This window comes from Pseudomonas lactucae (assembly GCF_016937615.1).
In the GTDB taxonomy this organism is placed as follows: Bacteria; Pseudomonadota; Gammaproteobacteria; order Pseudomonadales; family Pseudomonadaceae; genus Aquipseudomonas; species Aquipseudomonas lactucae.
The window spans coordinates 20,055-37,270 of record NZ_JAFHKI010000082.1 but is presented as its reverse complement, the minus strand read 5'-3'; the positions used below and the strand labels follow the sequence as shown (position 1 = coordinate 37,270).

Sequence of the window (17,216 nt, the reverse complement as noted above, 5' to 3'; positions counted from 1 at the left end):
CCGAGTGTTGGGGCGAAGGCCTTTTGGTTACTTTTGTGCCTTTACAAAAGTGACACGCCGTAAGGGCGTAACCCTAAGTGGCCGTTACCGCAGGAATGGATATGTACTCGGTCAGATCCAAAAAAATAGTCGCCTGACAAGCCGCCATCGGGGGCAAGCCCCCTCCCACATTTGACAGCGGGGCATCAGGTTGATATCTCACAGCTGTCCGGCCGTCACGGGAGCAAGCCCGCTCGCCACAGCAAGCCCGCTCACCTCAAGACGGGTGGGTCAGTGCTTGCTCTGATCCTGAGGCATGGCCAGCAGCTGCTTTTCCTGGTTCCAGTCGAACGGTTCGTCGTTCTGTTCGGCTTCATAACGACGTTCTTCCAGGGCCTGGTACAGGTCCAGTTCTTCGTCGGGCATGAAGTGCAGGCAATCGCCGCCAAAGAACCACAGCAGGTCGCGCGGCACCAGGTGGGCAATTTGCGGGTAGCGCAGGATGACCTGGCTCATCAGGTCCTGGCCCAGGTACTGGCTCTCGATCGGGTCGATCGGCAGCAGCGCGCGCAATTCGTCAAAGCGCTCCAGGAACAGGGTGTGGCTCTCCTCGGGTACCTGTTCGGCTTCGCCGACGGCAACCAGGATGCTGCGCAAGTGGTCGAGCAAGACGAGATGATCGGCAACGACGTTGGACACGAGATAAGTCCTCTAAAGCAAAAACGGGCGCGAGAGTATATGCCCCTCGCGCCCGTTTTTATATGACCGCTCGACTCAGCGGACTTTGCCCTGTGCCTGGGTCAGTTCTTCCTTGTTGAAATCATCCACGTCGATCACCTTGCGCCGCGCTGCTTCGGCGTTACGCAGGGTCTGCGCCTCGGCCGGTTGCAGCACGCCAGCGTTCAGGGCGGCGTCGATGGCATGCTCGCCGGCACTCGGTTTTATCTGGCCGCTTTTAAGTGCGATGTGGAGCTTTTTCTGCAACTCATGGCTGGCGCCGAGCAGGTCGTAGGCGTGTTGCAAGGCGCCGACCGGATCCTCTGCCGATTGCGGGCGGTAGCAGCCGGCGAGCAATTCTTCCAGGGTCGGATCGCCCTTGGCGCGGCCGATCACGGCGGCCACTTCGGCGTCCAATGCGTCGGACGGCCCGGTATGACGGCGGCCGAACGGGAACACGATCACCCGCAGCAGGCAGCCGAGCACCTTGTTCGGGAAGTTGCTCAGCAATTCATCCAGGGCACGCTCCGATTCGCCGAGGCTTTCTTCCATGGCCCAGGCGAACAGCGGTTCCAGGTGGTCCGGTGAATCCAGGTCGTGGTAACGCTTGAGCGCCGCCGAGGCCAGGTACATATGGCTCAGCACATCGCCTAGGCGTGCCGACAGGCGTTCGCGGCGTTTCAGCTCGCCGCCCAGCAGCATCATGCTCAAGTCGGCGAGCAGGGCGAACGCGGCGGCCTGGCGGTTGAGCGCACGGAAGTAGCCCTGGCTCAAGCGGTTGCCCGGCGCTTTCTCGAAGTGTCCGATACCGAGGTTCAGCACGAGGGTGCTGGCGGCGTTGCTCACGGCAAAGCCGATATGTTGCATCAGCAGGCCATCGAACTCCTTCAGGGCCTGGTCGCGGTCTTCACGACCGGCCAGTGCCATTTCCTTGAGTACGAACGGATGGCAGCGGATGGCGCCCTGGCCGAAGATCATCAGGTTGCGCGAGAGGATATTCGCGCCCTCCACGGTGATGAAGATCGGTGCGCCTTGCCAGCTGCGGCCCAGGTAGTTGTTCGGGCCCATGATGATGCCCTTGCCGCCGTGTACGTCCATGGCGTGGCTGATGCACTCGCGACCACGCTCGGTGAGGTGGTACTTGAGGATTGCCGACAGCACCGAGGGTTTTTCGCCCAGGTCGACGGCGTTGGCGGTGAGCATGCGCGCGCTGTCCATCAGCCAGGCGTTGCCGCCGATACGCGCCAGGGCTTCCTGGATACCTTCGAACGCCGACAGCGGCACGTTGAATTGTTCGCGGACCTGGGCATATTGGCCGGTCACCAGGCTGGTGAACTTGGCCGCGCCGGTACCGACCGCCGGCAGGGAAATCGAACGGCCCACCGACAGGCAGTTCATCAGCATCATCCAGCCCTTGCCGAGCATGTCCTGGCCGCCGATGAGGTAGGTCAGGGGGATAAAGACGTCCTTGCCGGAATTGGGGCCGTTCATGAATGCGGCGCCCAGTGGCAGGTGGCGGCGGCCGATTTCCACGCCGGGGGTATCGGTGGGAATCAATGCCAGGCTGATGCCCAGATCTTCCTCGTCGCCCAGCAGGTGGTCGGGGTCATACGCTTTGAACGCCAACCCGAGCAAGGTCGCGACCGGGCCGAGGGTGATGTAGCGTTTTTCCCAGTTCAGGCGCAGGCCGAGGGTTTCCTGGCCTTCCCATTCGCCTTTGCAGATCACGCCGGTGTCGGGCATGGCGCCGGCGTCGGAGCCGGCCAGCGGGCCGGTGAGGGCGAAGCATGGAATATCATCGCCACGCGCCAGGCGCGGCAAATAGTGGCTGCGTTGTTCTTCGGTGCCGTAGTGCAGCAGCAGTTCGGCCGGGCCCAGTGAGTTGGGCACCATCACGGTGGACGCCAGGTCGCCGCTGCGGGTGGCCAGCTTCATCGCGACCTGGGAGTGGGCGTAGGCGGAGAAGCCCTTGCCGCCGTATTCCCTGGGAATAATCAGGGCGAAGAAACCGTGGGTCTTGATGTGCTCCCAGGCGGCGGGCGGCAGGTCCATGGCCTGGCCGATTTCCCAGTCGCTGACCATGGCACAGAGTTCTTCGGTGGGGCCGTCAATAAAGGCCTGTTCTTCTTCGCTCAGTTGCGCCTTGGGGTAGGCCAGCAATTTGTCCCAGTCGGGGCGACCGCTGAACAACTCGCCGTCCCACCATACGGTGCCGGCGTCAATGGCGTCGCGCTCGGTTTCGGACATCGGCGGCAGAACTTTCTGAAACCAGTTGAACAGCGGTTTGGTGAAGTATTGGCGACGCAGGTCGGGCAGCAACAGGGGCACCGCGATCACGGCGATCAACACCCATAAGATCAGCAGCAGCCAACCCGGGGCATGGCTCCAGGCGCCCATCGCCAACAGGTAGACGGCGACCACGCCCAAGGCGGGCAGGGGCGCGGTGCGGCGGTGTGCCAGGTAAGCAACGCCGACCACCAGAACCAGTATCCACAACAACAGCATATTCAATCCTCCGTGAACCAGGGCGAAACCACCAAGGAGCTTAGTCGGCATCCGAGAAAGCGCGGTGATCAGGGTGTAACGAGTTGTACGAGAGGCAACGATCGGCAGGCGCCGACATTTGGCCGAATCGTCGTTATCTCCGGGGCAGGCCGGTCGTTAAACTCCAGGCTTGCTTTGGAGATAAAGCTCATGGAAAGGTATCTGAGTCCCAGCCGCTTCATCGATAGTGACCACCCTGCGGTGGTGGAGTTCGCCGAAAAACATCGCGGAACCAGTGCGTATTTACGTGACCAGGCAGTCAGCCTCTATGTCGCCGTCCGCGAGGCCGTGCGTTATAACCCCTACACCTTCAGCCGCGATCCAGACACGTTGAACGCCAGCTTCGCCCTGGCCACCGGCGAAAGCTACTGCGTGCCCAAGGCCACCTTGCTCGCCGCCTGCGCCCGCCACTGCGGTATTCCCGCGCGCATCGGGTTGGCGGATGTGCGCAATCATCTGTCGACCCCGCGCCTGCTCGCGCTGCTCAAGAGCGATGTGTTTGCCATGCACGGCTACAGCGAGCTGTACCTGAACGGTCGCTGGGTCAAGGCCACGCCTGCGTTCAACAGCCAATTGTGCGAGGTGTTCGACGTGCCGCCGCTGGAGTTCGATGGGGTCAATGACAGCGTATTCCATGCGTTCAACCGTCAGGGTCGGCGTTCGATGGAGTACGTGGTGGACCATGGGCAATTTGCCGACGTGCCAGAGGAATTCTTCTTCGCGCACCTTCAGAAATGTTACCCACACCTGTTTGCCGAAACGATGCCGACCGTGCTGGGAGATCTACAGAGCGATTCAAGCCGCGTGTGAACCGGCGTATGCTGCTGCGTTCATCAAGCCATGTTCATCCACAATAAGGTGCGGTCATGCTGAATATCTGGGGTCGTAAAAATTCGTCAAACGTCAGGAAAGCACTGTGGTGCGCCGAGGAACTCGGCCTGGACTATGAAGCAATTGATGCGGGCGGAGCTTTCGGTGTGGTCGATACGCCGCAATATCGCGCGATGAACCCCAATGGCCGGGTGCCGGTGATCGAAGACGGTGACTTCGTATTGTGGGAATCCAACACCATCGTGCGTTACCTGTGCGCCAAGCACGCGTCGGCGTTTTACCCGAGCGACGTACAAGCCAGGGCCAGCGCCGAAAAGTGGATGGACTGGACCACTTCGACCCTGGCCGAGCCGTTCAAAGCCGTGTTCTGGGGGGTGGTGCGTACCCCGGCGGAACAACAGAACTGGGACAGCATCAATGCCGGGCGCCAGGCCTGTATCGATGCGCTGGCGACCGTGGAGCAGGCCCTGGCCGCGCAGCCTTACCTGTCCGGTAACGTGTTTGGCATGGGCGATATTCCTTTGGGCTGTTTCATCTACGCCTGGTTTGAAATGCCCATCGAGCGCCCCGCAATGCCCCATCTGGAAGCCTGGTACCAGCGCCTGCAACAACGTCCGGCCTACCGCAAAACGGTGATGACCGCGTTGACTTAATACCTACTATTAATACGGGTGACTGTACTTGTGTGATGCGGGCACGCACCATGCCCGCCATGCATCGCCGGTTGAACTACCTGTGCTGCGCCCTCATCTATTCTTTCTATTCCCTTCTTTGGTGCGTAATCCGATATGAGTTCCGCTCTGTCCATCCGGCAGCTAACCAAAACCTACGGCAACGGTTTCCAGGCCCTGAGTGGTATCGATCTGGACGTTGCCGAAGGTGACTTCTTCGCCTTGCTCGGCCCCAACGGCGCTGGCAAATCCACCACCATCGGTATTCTCTCCACCCTGGTCAACAAGACCAGCGGCACGGTGAATATCTTCGGTCATGACCTGGATAAATCCCCCGCGGCGCTCAAGCGTTCCATCGGCGTGGTGCCCCAGGAGTTCAACTTCAACCAATTCGAAAAGACCTTCGACATCGTCGTGACCCAGGCCGGTTATTACGGCATCCCGGCGAAAATCGCCAAGGAGCGCGCCGAGCAATACCTCACCCAACTGGGCCTGTGGGACAAGCGCGACGTGCCTTCGCGTTCGCTGTCCGGCGGCATGAAGCGTCGCCTGATGATCGCCCGCGCGCTGGTGCATGAACCCCGCCTGCTGATCCTCGACGAACCCACCGCCGGCGTGGACATCGAGCTGCGTCGCTCGATGTGGACCTTCCTCACCGAACTCAACGAAAAGGGCATCACTATCATCCTCACCACCCATTACCTGGAAGAGGCTGAGCAGCTGTGCCGCAACATCGGCATCATCGACCACGGCACCATCGTCGAGAACACCAGCATGCGTAATCTGCTGGGCCAGTTGCATGTGGAAACCTTCCTGCTCGACCTGAAGAACGATCTGTCGGCGGCACCTCAACTACTCGGTTACCCGAGTCGCCTGGTGGACGGCCATACCCTGGAAGTCCAGGTGGACAAGGCCATGGGCATCACCGCGCTGTTCACGCAGTTGGCGACCCAGAAGATCGAGGTGCTGAGCCTGCGTAACAAAACCAATCGCCTTGAGGAGTTGTTCGTGTCCCTGGTGGAGAAAAATCTGACGAAGGTGGCGGTATGAGTTCCGAACTGCAGCCCAACCTCGTCGCCCTACAAACCATCGTTTACCGTGAAGTGAAGCGCTTTACCCGGATCTGGCCGCAGACCCTGCTGCCGCCGGCGATCACCATGGTCCTGTACTTCGTGATCTTCGGTAACCTGATCGGCCGGCAGATCGGCGACATGGGTGGTTTCACCTACATGGAGTACATCGTGCCGGGCCTGATCATGATGTCGGTGATCACCAACTCCTACGGCAACGTGGTCTCCAGCTTCTTCGGCAGCAAGTTCCAGCGTTCCATCGAGGAACTGATGGTGTCGCCCGTGTCGCCGCATACCATCCTGATCGGCTACACCCTGGGCGGCGTGTTGCGCGGCTTGATGGTCGGTGTGATCGTGACCTTGCTGTCGCTGTTCTTCACTCACCTGCAGGTGCATCACCTGGGGTTGACCATTCTGGTGGTGGTGCTGACGGCGACAATCTTCTCGCTGCTGGGGTTCATCAACGCTGTGTTCGCGCGCAACTTCGATGATATTTCGATCATCCCGACGTTCGTGCTGACGCCGCTGACCTACCTGGGCGGGGTGTTCTATTCCATCACCCTGCTGCCTCCGTTCTGGCAGACCGTATCGCTGGCCAACCCGGTGCTGCATATGGTCAACGCCTTCCGCTACGGCATCCTGGGCGTGTCGGATATCAAGATCAGCGTGGCGATCACCTTCATGATCGTGGCCACGGTGGTGCTGTATATCGGTTGCGCGCGGTTGTTGGTTAGCGGGCGCGGGATGCGTACGTAAGTACTGACGTTTTAAACGCGATCAAAATGAGGGAGGGGAGCAAGCCCCCTCCCTCATTTGGTTTTGTGCAGGGCTTCAGACTTTCAGCGCTAATTCGATCAGCTCGTGCAGTTCTTCAACCGTCAACGGCGCAGTCGAGAACAGAATACGAAACACCGTCGGCGCCGCCAGCAGGTTGATCAAATGGTCCACGCTCGGCGGGGTTTGGTCCGGGTAACGGTCGACAATCGCCTGCAACTGCCCACTCAAGATGCTCACGCAATACCCCGGGGTCACGCTGCATTGCACGTCGCGCATCATGTTGCGCCCCGGCTCCGAACTCATCTCATCCAGGTATTGCTCGGCCCAGGCCCGCAGGTCGCCGCGCAGGCTGCCGGTGTTGGCCGGTTCGCTGTCGGGGCGCATGCGCGCCAGGGCCACGTCGGCGAGCAACACTGAGAGGTCGCCCCAACGCCGGTAGATGGTTGACGGCGTGACGCCCGCGCGTGCGGCAATCATCGGCACGGTCACGCTGGAACGGTCATGGGCTTGCAGCAGCTCACGCACGGCCGAATGAACGGATTCTTGTACCCGGGCACTACGGCCCCCCGGGCGGAGGCCTTCTTTAATCGCCATGTTATGACCTTAACACAAAGAATTTGCTTTAAGCCTTCGCCAGTAGCACACTCCATAAAAGCAAAATATTAGCTTTAGCGGAGCGTGCCTATGCCCAATCTTCCTTCTCAGCGTTCCAGCCTGGTGTTCCTGGCGATCACCTTGCTGACGTTCCTGGCCGCGTCCAGCGCGCCGACGCCGTTGTACCACCTGTATCAGGAGGGCCTGCATTTTTCGGCGGGCATGCTCACGCTGATCTTTGGTGTGTACGCGTTGAGCCTGTTGACGGCCTTGTTGACCGTGGGTTCGTTGTCGGATCACCTGGGGCGCAAACCGGTGATGTTTGCCGCGCTGGTCCTGAATATGCTGGCGATGTTGCTGTTTATCAATGAGTCCAGCGTGGCCTGGTTGATTGCCGCGCGTACGCTGCAGGGCTTTGCCACCGGCATGGCCACGGCGGTGCTGGGGGCGGCGTTGCTTGATACCGATCGCCAGCAAGGGCCGCTGATCAACAGCGTGGCGCCGTTGTTGGGGATGGCCTGCGGAGCAATGGGATGCAGCCTGCTGGTGGAGTTTGCACCGTTCCCGACGACCTTGATTTACGCGGTGCTGTTCAGCTTGATGCTATTGCAAGCCTTGTATGTGTGGCGCCTGCCGGAAACCGTCAGCCGCATGCCTGGGGCGTTGGCGTCACTGTGGCCCACCTTGCACGTGCCGGCCCAGGCCCGCCGCGCGTTGTGGATTGCATTGCCGGTGGACGTCGCGGTGTGGGCATGGGTGGTTTTTATCTGTCCCTCGCGCCGTCGCTGGTGCGGGCGGCGACCGGCTCCACGTCCAATCTGATCGGTGGCGGGTTGGTGGCCGTGCTGACATTGAGCGGTGCGCTGATGATCTACAGTCTGCGCAATCGCCCGGCCGACAAGGTCCTGCGTCTGGGAGCCGGGCTGCTTGCGGTGGGCGTGGCGTTGATCCTCGGCGCTGTGCACGCCGGCAGCCTGCCGTTATTTTTCATCGCCACGCTGATCGCCGGCAGCGGCTTCGGGGCGGGGTTCCTGGGGGCGGTGCGCAGCGTCGTGCCGCTGGCCCTGCCCCACGAACGGGCGGCTTGATGTCGGCGTTCTATGTGCTGAGTTACCTGGCGTTCTGCGTGCCGTCGCTGTTGGCGGGCAATCTGATCCGCAGCCTGGGTTTGATTGCCACTACCGACGCGTATGGCGTGTTGCTGATCGTGCTGGCACTCAGTGCCTTGGTCGCGCTGCTGGTGCAGGATTCTTCCAGGCGCAAGGCGACATCCAGCCATTGATCCGGTAATAATCGGCGACTTAAAAAACCATGAGATTCAAGCATGAAGATCATCCGCAGCAAGGACTTCACCGGTAGCCGTGCCTGGGAGGCACTGGATGTCGCCAACATGAACGGCATCACCACCCGTTTGCATTGGACTGACCAGCCGTATCGCTGGCACATCAACGATGGAGAAGAAGTCTTCGTGGTGCTGGATGGACGGGTGAACATGCACTACCGCGACCAGGGGTTCGAGCAGGTGGCGGAGCTGGCGGTGGGGGATATTTTCTACGCCGGTATCGGTACCGAACATGTGGCGCATCCCCAAGGCCCGGCGAGGATTCTGGTGATTGAAAGCGAAGGCAGTGCCTAGCGCTTATTGGTAAAACAGATAACAGTTAGAGATATTACCCGTTATATAGATATTCGATCAGGTTCTATCATGGCCTCAACCTCATGCGAGGAAGAGGATTGCCATCATGACTTGCTCGAATACCATCAGCTACAAACCCTTCAGCCACCTGACCCGACCCCGGGAAGTGATTCGCCAATTCACGCCCAACTGGTTCGCCGCGACCATGGGCACCGGCGTGCTGGCGCTGGCCCTGGCGCAATCGCCGCTCAATCTGCCAGGTCTGCACGCGATTGCCGAAACGTTGTGGCTGTTTACCACTGGCCTGTTCGCGCTGTTCAGCGTCTTGTATGCCGCGCGTTGGGTGATGTTTTTTCACGAGGCGCGCCGGATCTTCGGGCACTCCACGGTTTCGATGTTTTTCGGCACCATCCCCATGGGCCTGGCGACCATTCTCAATGGCTTGCTGCTGTTCGGCCTGCCGCGTTGGGGCGCTGATGTGATCCCGTTGGCCGAAGCCCTGTGGTGGCTGGACGTAGCCATGGCCTTGGCCTGCGGCGTGTTGATCCCGTTCATGATGTTCACCCGTCAGGAACACAGCATCGACCAGATGACCGCCGTATGGCTGTTGCCGGTGGTCGCCGCCGAAGTCGCCGCGGCCAGCGGTGGCTTGCTCGCGCCACACCTGGCAGACGCCCATGGGCAATTGGTGATGCTGGTGACCAGCTACGTGTTGTGGGCGTTTTCCCTGCCGGTGGCGTTCAGCATCCTGACCATCCTGATGCTGCGCATGGCCCTGCACAAACTGCCCCACGCCAATATGGCCGCGTCGAGCTGGCTGGCGCTCGGCCCCATCGGCACCGGGGCCCTTGGCATGTTGCTGCTGGGGGGCGATGCGCCCGCCATCTTCGCCGCCAATGGCATGCCCGGCATCGGCGAGATCGCCAATGGCCTGGGCCTGGTGGCGGGCATTACCCTGTGGGGCTTTGGCTTATGGTGGATGCTGATCGCGGTGCTGATTACCCTGCGTTACCTGCGCGCCGGTATTCCGTTCAACCTCGGTTGGTGGGGCTTTACCTTCCCGTTAGGTGTCTATGCCCTGGCCACGTTGAAGCTGGCGAACGTGCTGCACCTGGGATTTTTCAGTGTCATGGGCAGTGCGCTGGTGGTGGCGTTGGCATTGATGTGGCTGGTCGTGGCCAAGCGCACCGTGCAGGGCGCCTACAAAGGTGAGCTTTTTGTTTCTCCGTGCATTGCAGGATTAGGGAATAAGTAAGCGGGATTAGGTAAAGTCGTGGCCTGACAATCTATAAGCCTTCAGGCCACGCAGGAACACGGACGATGAGCCACCCCTCACAATTCACCTTGCTGCGCACGCGGCGCTTTTTGCCGTTTTTCGTCACTCAGTTGCTGGGTGCTTTCAACGACAACATCTTCAAGCAGTCGTTGATCCTGGCGATTCTCTACAAACTTACCATCGACGGTGACCGCTCCATCTGGGTCAACCTGTGCGCCTTGCTGTTTATTCTGCCGTTCTTCCTGTTCTCGGCGCTGGCCGGGCAGTTTGGCGAGAAATTCAACAAGGACGCGTTGATCCGTGCGATCAAGATCGGCGAGATCGTGATCATGGCCGTGGGCGCCACGGGCTTTCTCACCAATCACCTGGAATTGATGTTGCTGGCGCTGTTTTCCATGGGCACGCACTCGGCGCTGTTCGGCCCGGTGAAGTACTCGATCATGCCCCAGGCGCTACGTGACGATGAGTTGGTGGGCGGCAACGGCCTGGTGGAGATGGGTACGTTCCTGGCGATCCTGGCCGGCACTATTGGGGCCGGGGTCATGATGTCGTCCGCGCATTACGCGCCGGTGGTGTCGGTAGCGATTGTCGGCGTGGCCGTGCTGGGATACCTGGCCAGCCGCAGTATTCCGCGGGCGGCGGCGTCTACCCCAGGGTTGCGTCTGAACTGGAATATCTTCAGTCAATCCTGGGCCACCTTGCGCCTGGGCCTGGGGCAGACGCCGGCGGTGTCGCGCTCCATCGTCGGTAACTCGTGGTTCTGGTTTGTCGGGGCGATCTACCTGACGCAGATCCCGGCGTACGCCAAAGAGTGGTTGTACGGCGACGAGACCGTGGTGACGTTGATCCTGACGGTGTTTTCGGTGGGCATCGCATTGGGTTCGATGCTCTGCGAAAAACTCTCCGGGCGTAAGGTGGAAATCGGCCTGGTGCCGTTCGGTTCATTCGGCCTGACGGTGTTCGGCCTGCTGCTGTGGTGGCACTCCGGTGGTTTCCCGCAGAACGTGCAGGCCAATGACTGGCTGGCCGTGCTGAGTTATGGCCAGGCGTGGTGGGTGTTGCTCGATATCCTCGGCCTGGGTGTGTTCGGCGGCTTCTATATCGTGCCGCTCTACGCGCTGATCCAGTCGCGCACCGCCGAGCACGAGCGTGCACGGGTGATCGCGGCCAACAACATCCTCAATGCGTTGTTCATGGTGGTGTCGGCGGTGGTGTCGATCCTGCTGCTGGGCGTGGCCAAGCTGTCGATCCCCGAGCTGTTCCTGGTGGTGTCGCTGCTCAACATCGCGGTCAACACCTACATCTTCAAGATCGTCCCCGAGTTCACCATGCGCTTCATGATCTGGCTGCTCAGCCATTCCATGTACCGCGTGGAGCACCGCAACCTGCAGGCCATTCCGGATGAAGGCGCGGCGTTGCTGGTGTGCAACCACGTGTCATTCGTCGATGCCTTGTTGATCGGCGGCGCGGTACGTCGACCGATTCGTTTTGTCATGTACTACAAAATCTATCGCTTGCCGGTGCTCAACTTTATCTTTCGCACGGCGGGAGCGATCCCGATTGCCGGGCGCCATGAAGATATCCAGATCTACGAAAAGGCCTTCATGCGGATTGCGCAGTATCTGAAGGAAGGTGAACTGGTGTGCATCTTCCCGGAAGGCAAATTGACGGCCGATGGCGAGATGAACGAGTTTCGTGGCGGCGTGACGCGCATTCTGGAAGAAACCGCGGTGCCGGTGATTCCCATGGCGTTGCAGGGGTTGTGGGGGAGTTTCTTCAGTCGCGATCCGAACAAGGGGTTCTTGCGCAGGATCTGGTCGCGGGTGGTGTTGGTGGCGGGTGAGCCGGTTGCTGTGGAGGATGCAACGCCTGCGCAGTTGCAGGCTGTGGTGGGTGGTTTGCGGGGGAGTGTCAGGTAGTTCTGTGCTGGATGTTCTGGTCTCATCGGGGGCAAGTCGAACCGTCGCACCGCCCCTCCCTCATTTGACCGAGTTGTTCTGACATACGCGGTCTGGTGTGGGAGGGGGCTTGCTCCCGATGGCGGTAGAGGCTTAAGTGGAGATCTTGAGGCCAATGAGCCCGCAAATGATCAGCACCACACTGGCCAACCGGAATAACGCCATGGATTCCCCAAACAGGATAATCCCGGCAATCACCGTACCCACGGCACCTACGCCAGTCCACACGGCATAAGCGGTGCCCAGCGGTAACTCTTTGACTGCCAACCCCAGCAGGCCGAGGCTGATGGCCATGGCGACAATCGTCAGGACGGTGGGCAGCGGCTTGCTGAAGCCGTCGGTGTACTTAAGGCCCACGGCCCAGCCGACTTCGAACAACCCGGCAAAAAACAGAATGATCCAGGACATGATGACCTCGCTTCTTCAGGCGGGGTCGTCCCCGGAGTCAACGCGCATTGGCGTCGCGAGGTCGTCCCCGCGAAGCGCGTAGAGTGCCGAAAACGGATCGGGCGATCAAGTTTGCGGGGTGTTCTCCAAAATGCGGCGGTCTTCCTTTTCGCTCATGCGCCGGAAGTAGGTCGACAGCAACGCCCCGGAAATATTGTGCCAGACGCTGAACAGCGCGCTTGGCACCGCCGCCAGTGGCGAGAAGTGCGCGCTGGCCAATGCGGCGCCCAGCCCGGAGTTCTGCATGCCCACTTCCAGCGCCAGCGATTTGCGTTGCGCCAAGGGCAGCTTGAACACGCGGCCGGTGAAGTAACCCAGTAAAAAACCGAAGCTGTTGTGCAACATCACCACGGCCATGATCAGCAGGCCCGATTCGGCAATCTTCGCCTGGCTGGCGGCAACCACCGCCGCAACGATGATCACGATGCTGATCACCGACACCAGCGGCAACACCTCCACCGCATGGCGCACCCGCGTGCCGAGCAGGCGCTGCGCAACCACGCCGAGCACGATCGGCAGCAGTACCACTTGCAGGATCGACCAGAACAACTCCATGAACGACACTGGCAACCAGGCCGAGGCCAACAACCAGATCAGCGCCGGGGTAAGCAGCGGGGCGAGGAGGGTGGTGACGGCGGCGATGGCCACCGACAACGCCAGATCGCCGCGCGCGAGCCAGGTCATCACATTGGACGAGGTGCCGCTTGGGCAGCAACCGACCAGGATTACGCCGACGGCGATTTCCGGCGGCAAGTGGAACACCTGACACAACACCCAGGCCACGCCCGGCATGATCACGAAGTGCGCAACCACGCCCAGCGCCACGCGCCAGGGATGGCGGGCGACTTCGGCGAAATCGTCGAGTTTGAGGGTCAGCCCCATGCCGAACATCACCAGTCCCAGCAGCGGGACGATGGCGCTTTTCAGGCCGATGAACCAGCCGGGTTCGAGAAAGGCCACGACGGCGAAAATCAACACCCAGTAGGCGAAGGTATTGCCGACGAAGCGGCTCATGGCGGCGAGTGCGCGCATGGGGAGGTCCTTGTTATTAAATTCTTGGAGTGCAAATGCGATCAAATATGGGAGGGAGCAAGTCGAATCGTCGCACCGCCCCTCCCACATTTTGATCTTCACACGGCTTAGATACCCTGTGGCGTTTCTTCGCCGCCCAGTGCCTCAACCAACGCCGGCAAGAACTCGCCAAAGGTCAGCATCATCAGGGTAAAGCTGGCATCCAGTTGGCCCAGTGCCTCGTCGCCGCCGTCCTGTTCCGCCTGGTCTTGCAGCAGGTCTTCGAACTTCAGGCGCTTGACGGTCATTTTGTCGTCGAGCATGAAGGACAGCTTGTCTTGCCAGGCCAGGGACAGTTGCGTCACGACCTTGCCGGTGGTCAGGTGCAGTTGGATTTCTTCGCCGGTCAGGTCCTGGCGCTTGCAACGCACAATGCCGCCGTCTTCGTGGGTGTCGCGCAGTTCGCATTCGTCGAGGACGAAGAAATCATCCGCCGGTTTCTGGGTAGTGACCCAGTCGGTCATGATTGCGGTCGGTGCGGTTTTCACCGTGAGTGGGCGTACCGGCAGGGTGCCGATCACTTCACGCAGGGTCGACAGCAAGTCTTCGGCGCGTTTCGGGCTGGCCGAGTTCACCAGGATCAGGCCTTGTTTCGGCGCGATGGCGGCGAAGGTCGACGAGCGACGGATAAACGCGCGCGGCAGGAAGGCCTGGATGATTTCATCCTTGATCTGGTCGCGTTCCTTCTTGTAGACCTTGCGCATTTGCTCGGCCTCGATTTCTTCGACTTTCTCTTTGAGCGCGTCACGCACGACACTGCCCGGCAGGATGCGTTCTTCCTTGCGTGCGGCGATCAACAGGAAGTCGCCGCTGACGTGTACCAGGGGCGCGTCTTCGCCTTTACCGAACGGCGCGACGAAACCGTAAGTAGTCAACTCCTGGCTTGCACAAGGGCGCGCCAGCTTGGTGGCCATGGCCGCTTCCAACGCCTCGGCATCAACAGGCAGATCTTGGGTCAGGCGATAGATAAGCAGGTTCTTGAACCACATGGGGTGAGTCTCTCCTTTATACAAAGGGGGGCATTATTCTCTTGATAGAGGCTCAGGCCAACCCTGCCTAAGCCATTGGAAGGCCTCAAAAAAAAGATTTAAGAAAGTGCTTGCCAGACCCAGGGTCGCTCCGTAGAATGCGCGCCACACCGAGACGAAGGGTGATTAGCTCAGCTGGGAGAGCATCTGCCTTACAAGCAGAGGGTCGGCGGTTCGATCCCGTCATCACCCACCATTCGCTTCATGTGTTACGCGCAGCGGTAGTTCAGTCGGTTAGAATACCGGCCTGTCACGCCGGGGGTCGCGGGTTCGAGTCCCGTCCGCTGCGCCATATTCGGTTACCTGGAACGCTGAACGCCAGGCCGCCACAAGAAGCCCGCTCATTGAGCGGGCTTTTTTTCGTCTGCAGTATTTCACTGGCATCCGTCTACTGCTGCGTTCTATTCCCCTCCTTACAATTGGCCACGGCAAATTTTTCATCCAGCGTTCGCGCAAGGCGTTGGCATCTTGCGCCAACGCCTCATCCGGTCAGAGCATGCGGCGCAGAACATCGTTACGAGGGTCTCGGTCGTAAAACCGATGCTTGAGGGCGCCCACCACATGCAGCACGATCAGCCCGAGCAGGGTATAGGCGAGTATTTTGTGCAGCCATTGGAAGACGACAAACCAGGCGTCATTCTTGGGCAGCAGCTCCGGCAGGTTCACTCCGAAAAAGAACACCCCATCACTCATGGTGTAAGTGCTCGACATGGAGTAGCCCATCAACGGCACGATCACCAATAGCGCATACATGACGCGTTGCGTGAGCCTGGACAACATCCGTTCGTGCGGGGCCAGGGTTTCCAGCGGTTGCGGAATGCTCGGTGCCCGCCAGCGCAGGGCGATCTGGGTGAGCACCAACAAAAACGTCAGCACGCCGAAGGATTTGTGCCAGGGGTAATAGAGCGCGTATTTGCTTGCCACTTCATCGTTCAGGCCGGTCATGTGCCAGCCCGCCCAGAGCAGGCCCAGGATGAGCACGGCACGGACCCAGTGCAAGACGCGCAGGGAGGTCGGATACCGATCTATTGTCGGTTGATCTATCGGGTTCATCGCAGGCTCTCCATTGATCATCTAAGGCGTGAGGAATGCACGGTTGGATGGCCGCCCCGCAGGCAGAGGGCCGCAGGGTGGCTGGGTGGGACGTGGGTTTAGTCGGGCAGCAGCACGGTGATGACTTTTTCCTCGGTGTAGGCCTGCGCGCCGCCAAACCCGCCTTCACGACCCAGACCGCTGGCCTTGACGCCACCCCAGGGCAGGTTGGCGTCCAGTGGGCTCCAGCAGTTGATGCCGATGGCGCCGGCCTTGACCTGCGCGGCCACGCGGTGCGCGCGTGCCAGGTCGGTGGTCCAGACCGTGGCCGCCAGGCCGTAAGCGCAGTCGTTGGCCAGGGCCACGGCCTCTGCTTCGCTGTCGAACGTGATCACCGTGCCGACCGGCCCGAAGATTTCGTCCTGGGCGATCGCCATGTCGTTGCGCGCGTTGGCGAAGATCGTCGGGCGTACGAACCAGCCTTGCCCAGGGGTGGAGACCCCGCCGGCCAGCAGCGTTGCGCCCTGATCGATACCCAGCTGGATGTAACGGTTGACGCGGTCGAACTGCGCTTTCTTGGCCACCGGTCCCATTTGCACGTCGGGCTCGCGTGGGTCACCGACCTTGACCGCGCGTGCGGCATCGGCCAGTGCGGCGGCGAAGCGTTCGGCCAGGCTGCGCTGGACCAGGATGCGCGAACCGGAGGCACAGATCTGCCCCTGGTTGACGAACAGGCCCAGTGCGCAGCCGAACAGCGCGTCATCGAATAGCGCGTCGTCGAACACGATCTGCGGGCTTTTGCCGCCCAGCTCCAGTGCTACGTGCTTGAACAGCACGCCGGCGGTGCGCTGGATCTCGCGCCCGGCCTCGGGGCTGCCGGTGAAGCTGATTTTGGCGACGTGTGGGTGCTCGCACAGGGCGCGGCCCACTTGCGCGCCGTAGCCGGTGACCACGTTGATCACGCCATCCGGAAAGCCCGCTTCCTGCGCCAGCACCGCCAGGTGCAGGGCCGACTGTGGGGTCTCTTCCGCGGGTTTGACCACCACGGTACAACCTGCCGCCAGCAGTGCGGCGAGCTTCCACACGGTGATCATCAGCGGTGAATTCCACGGCACGATGGCGCCTACTACGCCCACCGGTTCGCGCACCGTGTACGAGAGCGTCTTGCTGCCGAAGTAACCGCCGGTAGGGATGGTGCGGCCCTCCAGCTGGTTGGCCCAGCCGGCGGCGGCGCGCAGGTTGGCGATGGCATTGGGCAGGTCCATCCGGCGCGGTTCGAGGGGGGAGCGACCGATGGCGCTGGCGTCCATGTCGGCCAGCACCTCGCTGTCACGCTCCACCAGGTCGGCCAGTTTCGACAGCAGTCGACCACGCTGGGCGCCGTCGAGCCGGCTCCAATCTCCGCCCTCAAGCTGGGCGTGTGCCGCTGCCACGGCACGCGCCACATCGTCGACGGTGCCGCGTGCGCAACTGCCGTATATCTGTTCGGTCACAGGGTCGATGAGCGGGATGCGCCCACCGTCGCTGGCTTCGCGCGGCGCGCCTTGGATGAAGTGGTTCAGGTGTTGATTCATGTGAGTGTCCA

15 protein-coding genes, 2 tRNA genes and 1 pseudogene are annotated in these 17,216 nt (G+C 61.0%); 10 read left to right on the top strand and 8 right to left on the bottom strand.

Annotated features, from left to right (window positions below; genetic code table 11):
* Positions 1 to 270: 270 nt before the first annotated feature.
* Complete coding sequence (locus JWR98_RS16060; protein WP_078732357.1) at positions 271 to 678, bottom strand: PA2817 family protein; 408 nt, start codon at positions 676 to 678, stop codon at positions 271 to 273.
* A gap of 75 nt (positions 679 to 753) precedes the next feature.
* Positions 754 to 3,201, bottom strand: a complete 2,448-nt coding sequence (locus JWR98_RS16055) for an acyl-CoA dehydrogenase (protein WP_078732358.1) — start codon at positions 3,199 to 3,201, stop codon at positions 754 to 756.
* Between the two features lie 189 nt (positions 3,202 to 3,390).
* Here JWR98_RS16055 and JWR98_RS16050 point away from each other — a divergent pair, with 189 nt between their 5' ends.
* The 4 genes from JWR98_RS16050 (at position 3,391) to JWR98_RS16035 (ending at position 6,568) form a co-directional block, all read left to right on the top strand.
* Positions 3,391 to 4,050 carry a transglutaminase-like domain-containing protein gene (locus JWR98_RS16050; protein WP_205490526.1) on the top strand — a complete coding sequence of 220 codons (660 nt, stop codon included), beginning with the start codon at positions 3,391 to 3,393 and terminating at the stop codon, positions 4,048 to 4,050.
* A gap of 56 nt (positions 4,051 to 4,106) precedes the next feature.
* Positions 4,107 to 4,724, top strand: a complete 618-nt coding sequence (locus tag JWR98_RS16045; RefSeq protein WP_205490524.1) for a glutathione S-transferase family protein — start codon at positions 4,107 to 4,109, stop codon at positions 4,722 to 4,724.
* A gap of 135 nt (positions 4,725 to 4,859) precedes the next feature.
* The gene (locus JWR98_RS16040; RefSeq protein ID WP_205490522.1) at positions 4,860 to 5,792 is read left to right on the top strand and encodes an ABC transporter ATP-binding protein; all 933 of its coding nucleotides are present in this window, start codon (positions 4,860 to 4,862) and stop codon (positions 5,790 to 5,792) included.
* Complete coding sequence (locus tag JWR98_RS16035; RefSeq protein ID WP_003172877.1) at positions 5,789 to 6,568, top strand: ABC transporter permease; 780 nt, start codon at positions 5,789 to 5,791, stop codon at positions 6,566 to 6,568. Before JWR98_RS16040 ends, JWR98_RS16035 begins: the two co-directional genes overlap by 4 nt.
* 75 nt (positions 6,569 to 6,643) lie before the next feature.
* Here JWR98_RS16035 and JWR98_RS16030 read toward each other — a convergent pair whose 3' ends face one another.
* Positions 6,644 to 7,183, bottom strand: coding sequence for a TetR/AcrR family transcriptional regulator (locus JWR98_RS16030; RefSeq protein WP_078732362.1), 540 nt, complete (start codon positions 7,181 to 7,183; stop codon positions 6,644 to 6,646).
* A 90-nt stretch (positions 7,184 to 7,273) separates the two neighbouring features.
* Between JWR98_RS16030 and JWR98_RS16025 the strand changes: the two are divergent.
* The 4 genes and pseudogenes from JWR98_RS16025 (at position 7,274) to JWR98_RS16010 (ending at position 12,014) form a co-directional block, all read left to right on the top strand.
* A pseudogene (locus tag JWR98_RS16025) lies at positions 7,274 to 8,465 on the top strand (MFS transporter).
* 42 nt (positions 8,466 to 8,507) lie between these two features.
* Positions 8,508 to 8,819 carry a cupin domain-containing protein gene (locus JWR98_RS16020; RefSeq protein ID WP_205490520.1) on the top strand — a complete coding sequence of 104 codons (312 nt, stop codon included), beginning with the start codon at positions 8,508 to 8,510 and terminating at the stop codon, positions 8,817 to 8,819.
* 106 nt (positions 8,820 to 8,925) lie between these two features.
* Positions 8,926 to 10,074: a TDT family transporter gene (locus JWR98_RS16015; RefSeq protein ID WP_078732364.1), complete on the top strand. Its 1,149-nt coding sequence runs from the start codon at positions 8,926 to 8,928 to the stop codon at positions 10,072 to 10,074.
* Between the two features lie 65 nt (positions 10,075 to 10,139).
* Complete coding sequence (locus JWR98_RS16010; protein WP_078732365.1) at positions 10,140 to 12,014, top strand: MFS transporter; 1,875 nt, start codon at positions 10,140 to 10,142, stop codon at positions 12,012 to 12,014.
* 132 nt (positions 12,015 to 12,146) lie between these two features.
* Here JWR98_RS16010 and sugE read toward each other — a convergent pair whose 3' ends face one another.
* From sugE to rdgC, 3 genes are all read right to left on the bottom strand, one after another.
* Positions 12,147 to 12,461: a quaternary ammonium compound efflux SMR transporter SugE gene (sugE, locus tag JWR98_RS16005; RefSeq protein ID WP_205490518.1), complete on the bottom strand. Its 315-nt coding sequence runs from the start codon at positions 12,459 to 12,461 to the stop codon at positions 12,147 to 12,149.
* Between the two features lie 105 nt (positions 12,462 to 12,566).
* On the bottom strand, positions 12,567 to 13,532 hold the full coding sequence (locus JWR98_RS16000) for a bile acid:sodium symporter family protein (RefSeq protein ID WP_003172884.1): 966 nt from the start codon (positions 13,530 to 13,532) through the stop codon (positions 12,567 to 12,569).
* Between the two features lie 107 nt (positions 13,533 to 13,639).
* Positions 13,640 to 14,560: a recombination-associated protein RdgC gene (rdgC, locus tag JWR98_RS15995; protein ID WP_003172886.1), complete on the bottom strand. Its 921-nt coding sequence runs from the start codon at positions 14,558 to 14,560 to the stop codon at positions 13,640 to 13,642.
* A 159-nt stretch (positions 14,561 to 14,719) separates the two neighbouring features.
* Here rdgC and JWR98_RS15990 point away from each other — a divergent pair.
* Positions 14,720 to 14,795: transfer RNA gene (locus tag JWR98_RS15990), tRNA-Val, on the top strand.
* Between the two features lie 19 nt (positions 14,796 to 14,814).
* Positions 14,815 to 14,891 (top strand) — tRNA-Asp (locus JWR98_RS15985).
* 197 nt (positions 14,892 to 15,088) lie between these two features.
* On the opposite strand, the gene JWR98_RS15980 is transcribed toward JWR98_RS15985, so the two are convergent.
* Positions 15,089 to 15,652, bottom strand: coding sequence for a cytochrome b (locus tag JWR98_RS15980; RefSeq protein ID WP_078732367.1), 564 nt, complete (start codon positions 15,650 to 15,652; stop codon positions 15,089 to 15,091).
* Between the two features lie 98 nt (positions 15,653 to 15,750).
* Positions 15,751 to 17,205, bottom strand: coding sequence for an aldehyde dehydrogenase family protein (locus JWR98_RS15975; RefSeq protein WP_205490516.1), 1,455 nt, complete (start codon positions 17,203 to 17,205; stop codon positions 15,751 to 15,753).
* Between the last annotated feature and the right edge of the window lie 11 nt (positions 17,206 to 17,216).

What these genes read in the sequence shown, in the direction of transcription:
- JWR98_RS16055 (WP_078732358.1), bottom strand. Translation starts at nt 3,201, where the DNA reads ATGCTGTTGTTGTGGATACTGGTTCTGGTGGTCGGCGTTGCTTACCTG.
- JWR98_RS16050 (WP_205490526.1), top strand. Translation starts at nt 3,391, where the DNA reads ATGGAAAGGTATCTGAGTCCCAGCCGCTTCATCGATAGTGACCACCCT.
- JWR98_RS16045 (WP_205490524.1), top strand. Translation starts at nt 4,107, where the DNA reads ATGCTGAATATCTGGGGTCGTAAAAATTCGTCAAACGTCAGGAAAGCA.
- JWR98_RS16040 (WP_205490522.1), top strand. Translation starts at nt 4,860, where the DNA reads ATGAGTTCCGCTCTGTCCATCCGGCAGCTAACCAAAACCTACGGCAAC.
- JWR98_RS16035 (WP_003172877.1), top strand. Translation starts at nt 5,789, where the DNA reads ATGAGTTCCGAACTGCAGCCCAACCTCGTCGCCCTACAAACCATCGTT.
- JWR98_RS16030 (WP_078732362.1), bottom strand. Translation starts at nt 7,183, where the DNA reads ATGGCGATTAAAGAAGGCCTCCGCCCGGGGGGCCGTAGTGCCCGGGTA.
- JWR98_RS16020 (WP_205490520.1), top strand. Translation starts at nt 8,508, where the DNA reads ATGAAGATCATCCGCAGCAAGGACTTCACCGGTAGCCGTGCCTGGGAG.
- JWR98_RS16015 (WP_078732364.1), top strand. Translation starts at nt 8,926, where the DNA reads ATGACTTGCTCGAATACCATCAGCTACAAACCCTTCAGCCACCTGACC.
- JWR98_RS16010 (WP_078732365.1), top strand. Translation starts at nt 10,140, where the DNA reads ATGAGCCACCCCTCACAATTCACCTTGCTGCGCACGCGGCGCTTTTTG.
- sugE (WP_205490518.1), bottom strand. Translation starts at nt 12,461, where the DNA reads ATGTCCTGGATCATTCTGTTTTTTGCCGGGTTGTTCGAAGTCGGCTGG.
- JWR98_RS16000 (WP_003172884.1), bottom strand. Translation starts at nt 13,532, where the DNA reads ATGCGCGCACTCGCCGCCATGAGCCGCTTCGTCGGCAATACCTTCGCC.
- rdgC (WP_003172886.1), bottom strand. Translation starts at nt 14,560, where the DNA reads ATGTGGTTCAAGAACCTGCTTATCTATCGCCTGACCCAAGATCTGCCT.
- JWR98_RS15980 (WP_078732367.1), bottom strand. Translation starts at nt 15,652, where the DNA reads ATGAACCCGATAGATCAACCGACAATAGATCGGTATCCGACCTCCCTG.
- JWR98_RS15975 (WP_205490516.1), bottom strand. Translation starts at nt 17,205, where the DNA reads ATGAATCAACACCTGAACCACTTCATCCAAGGCGCGCCGCGCGAAGCC.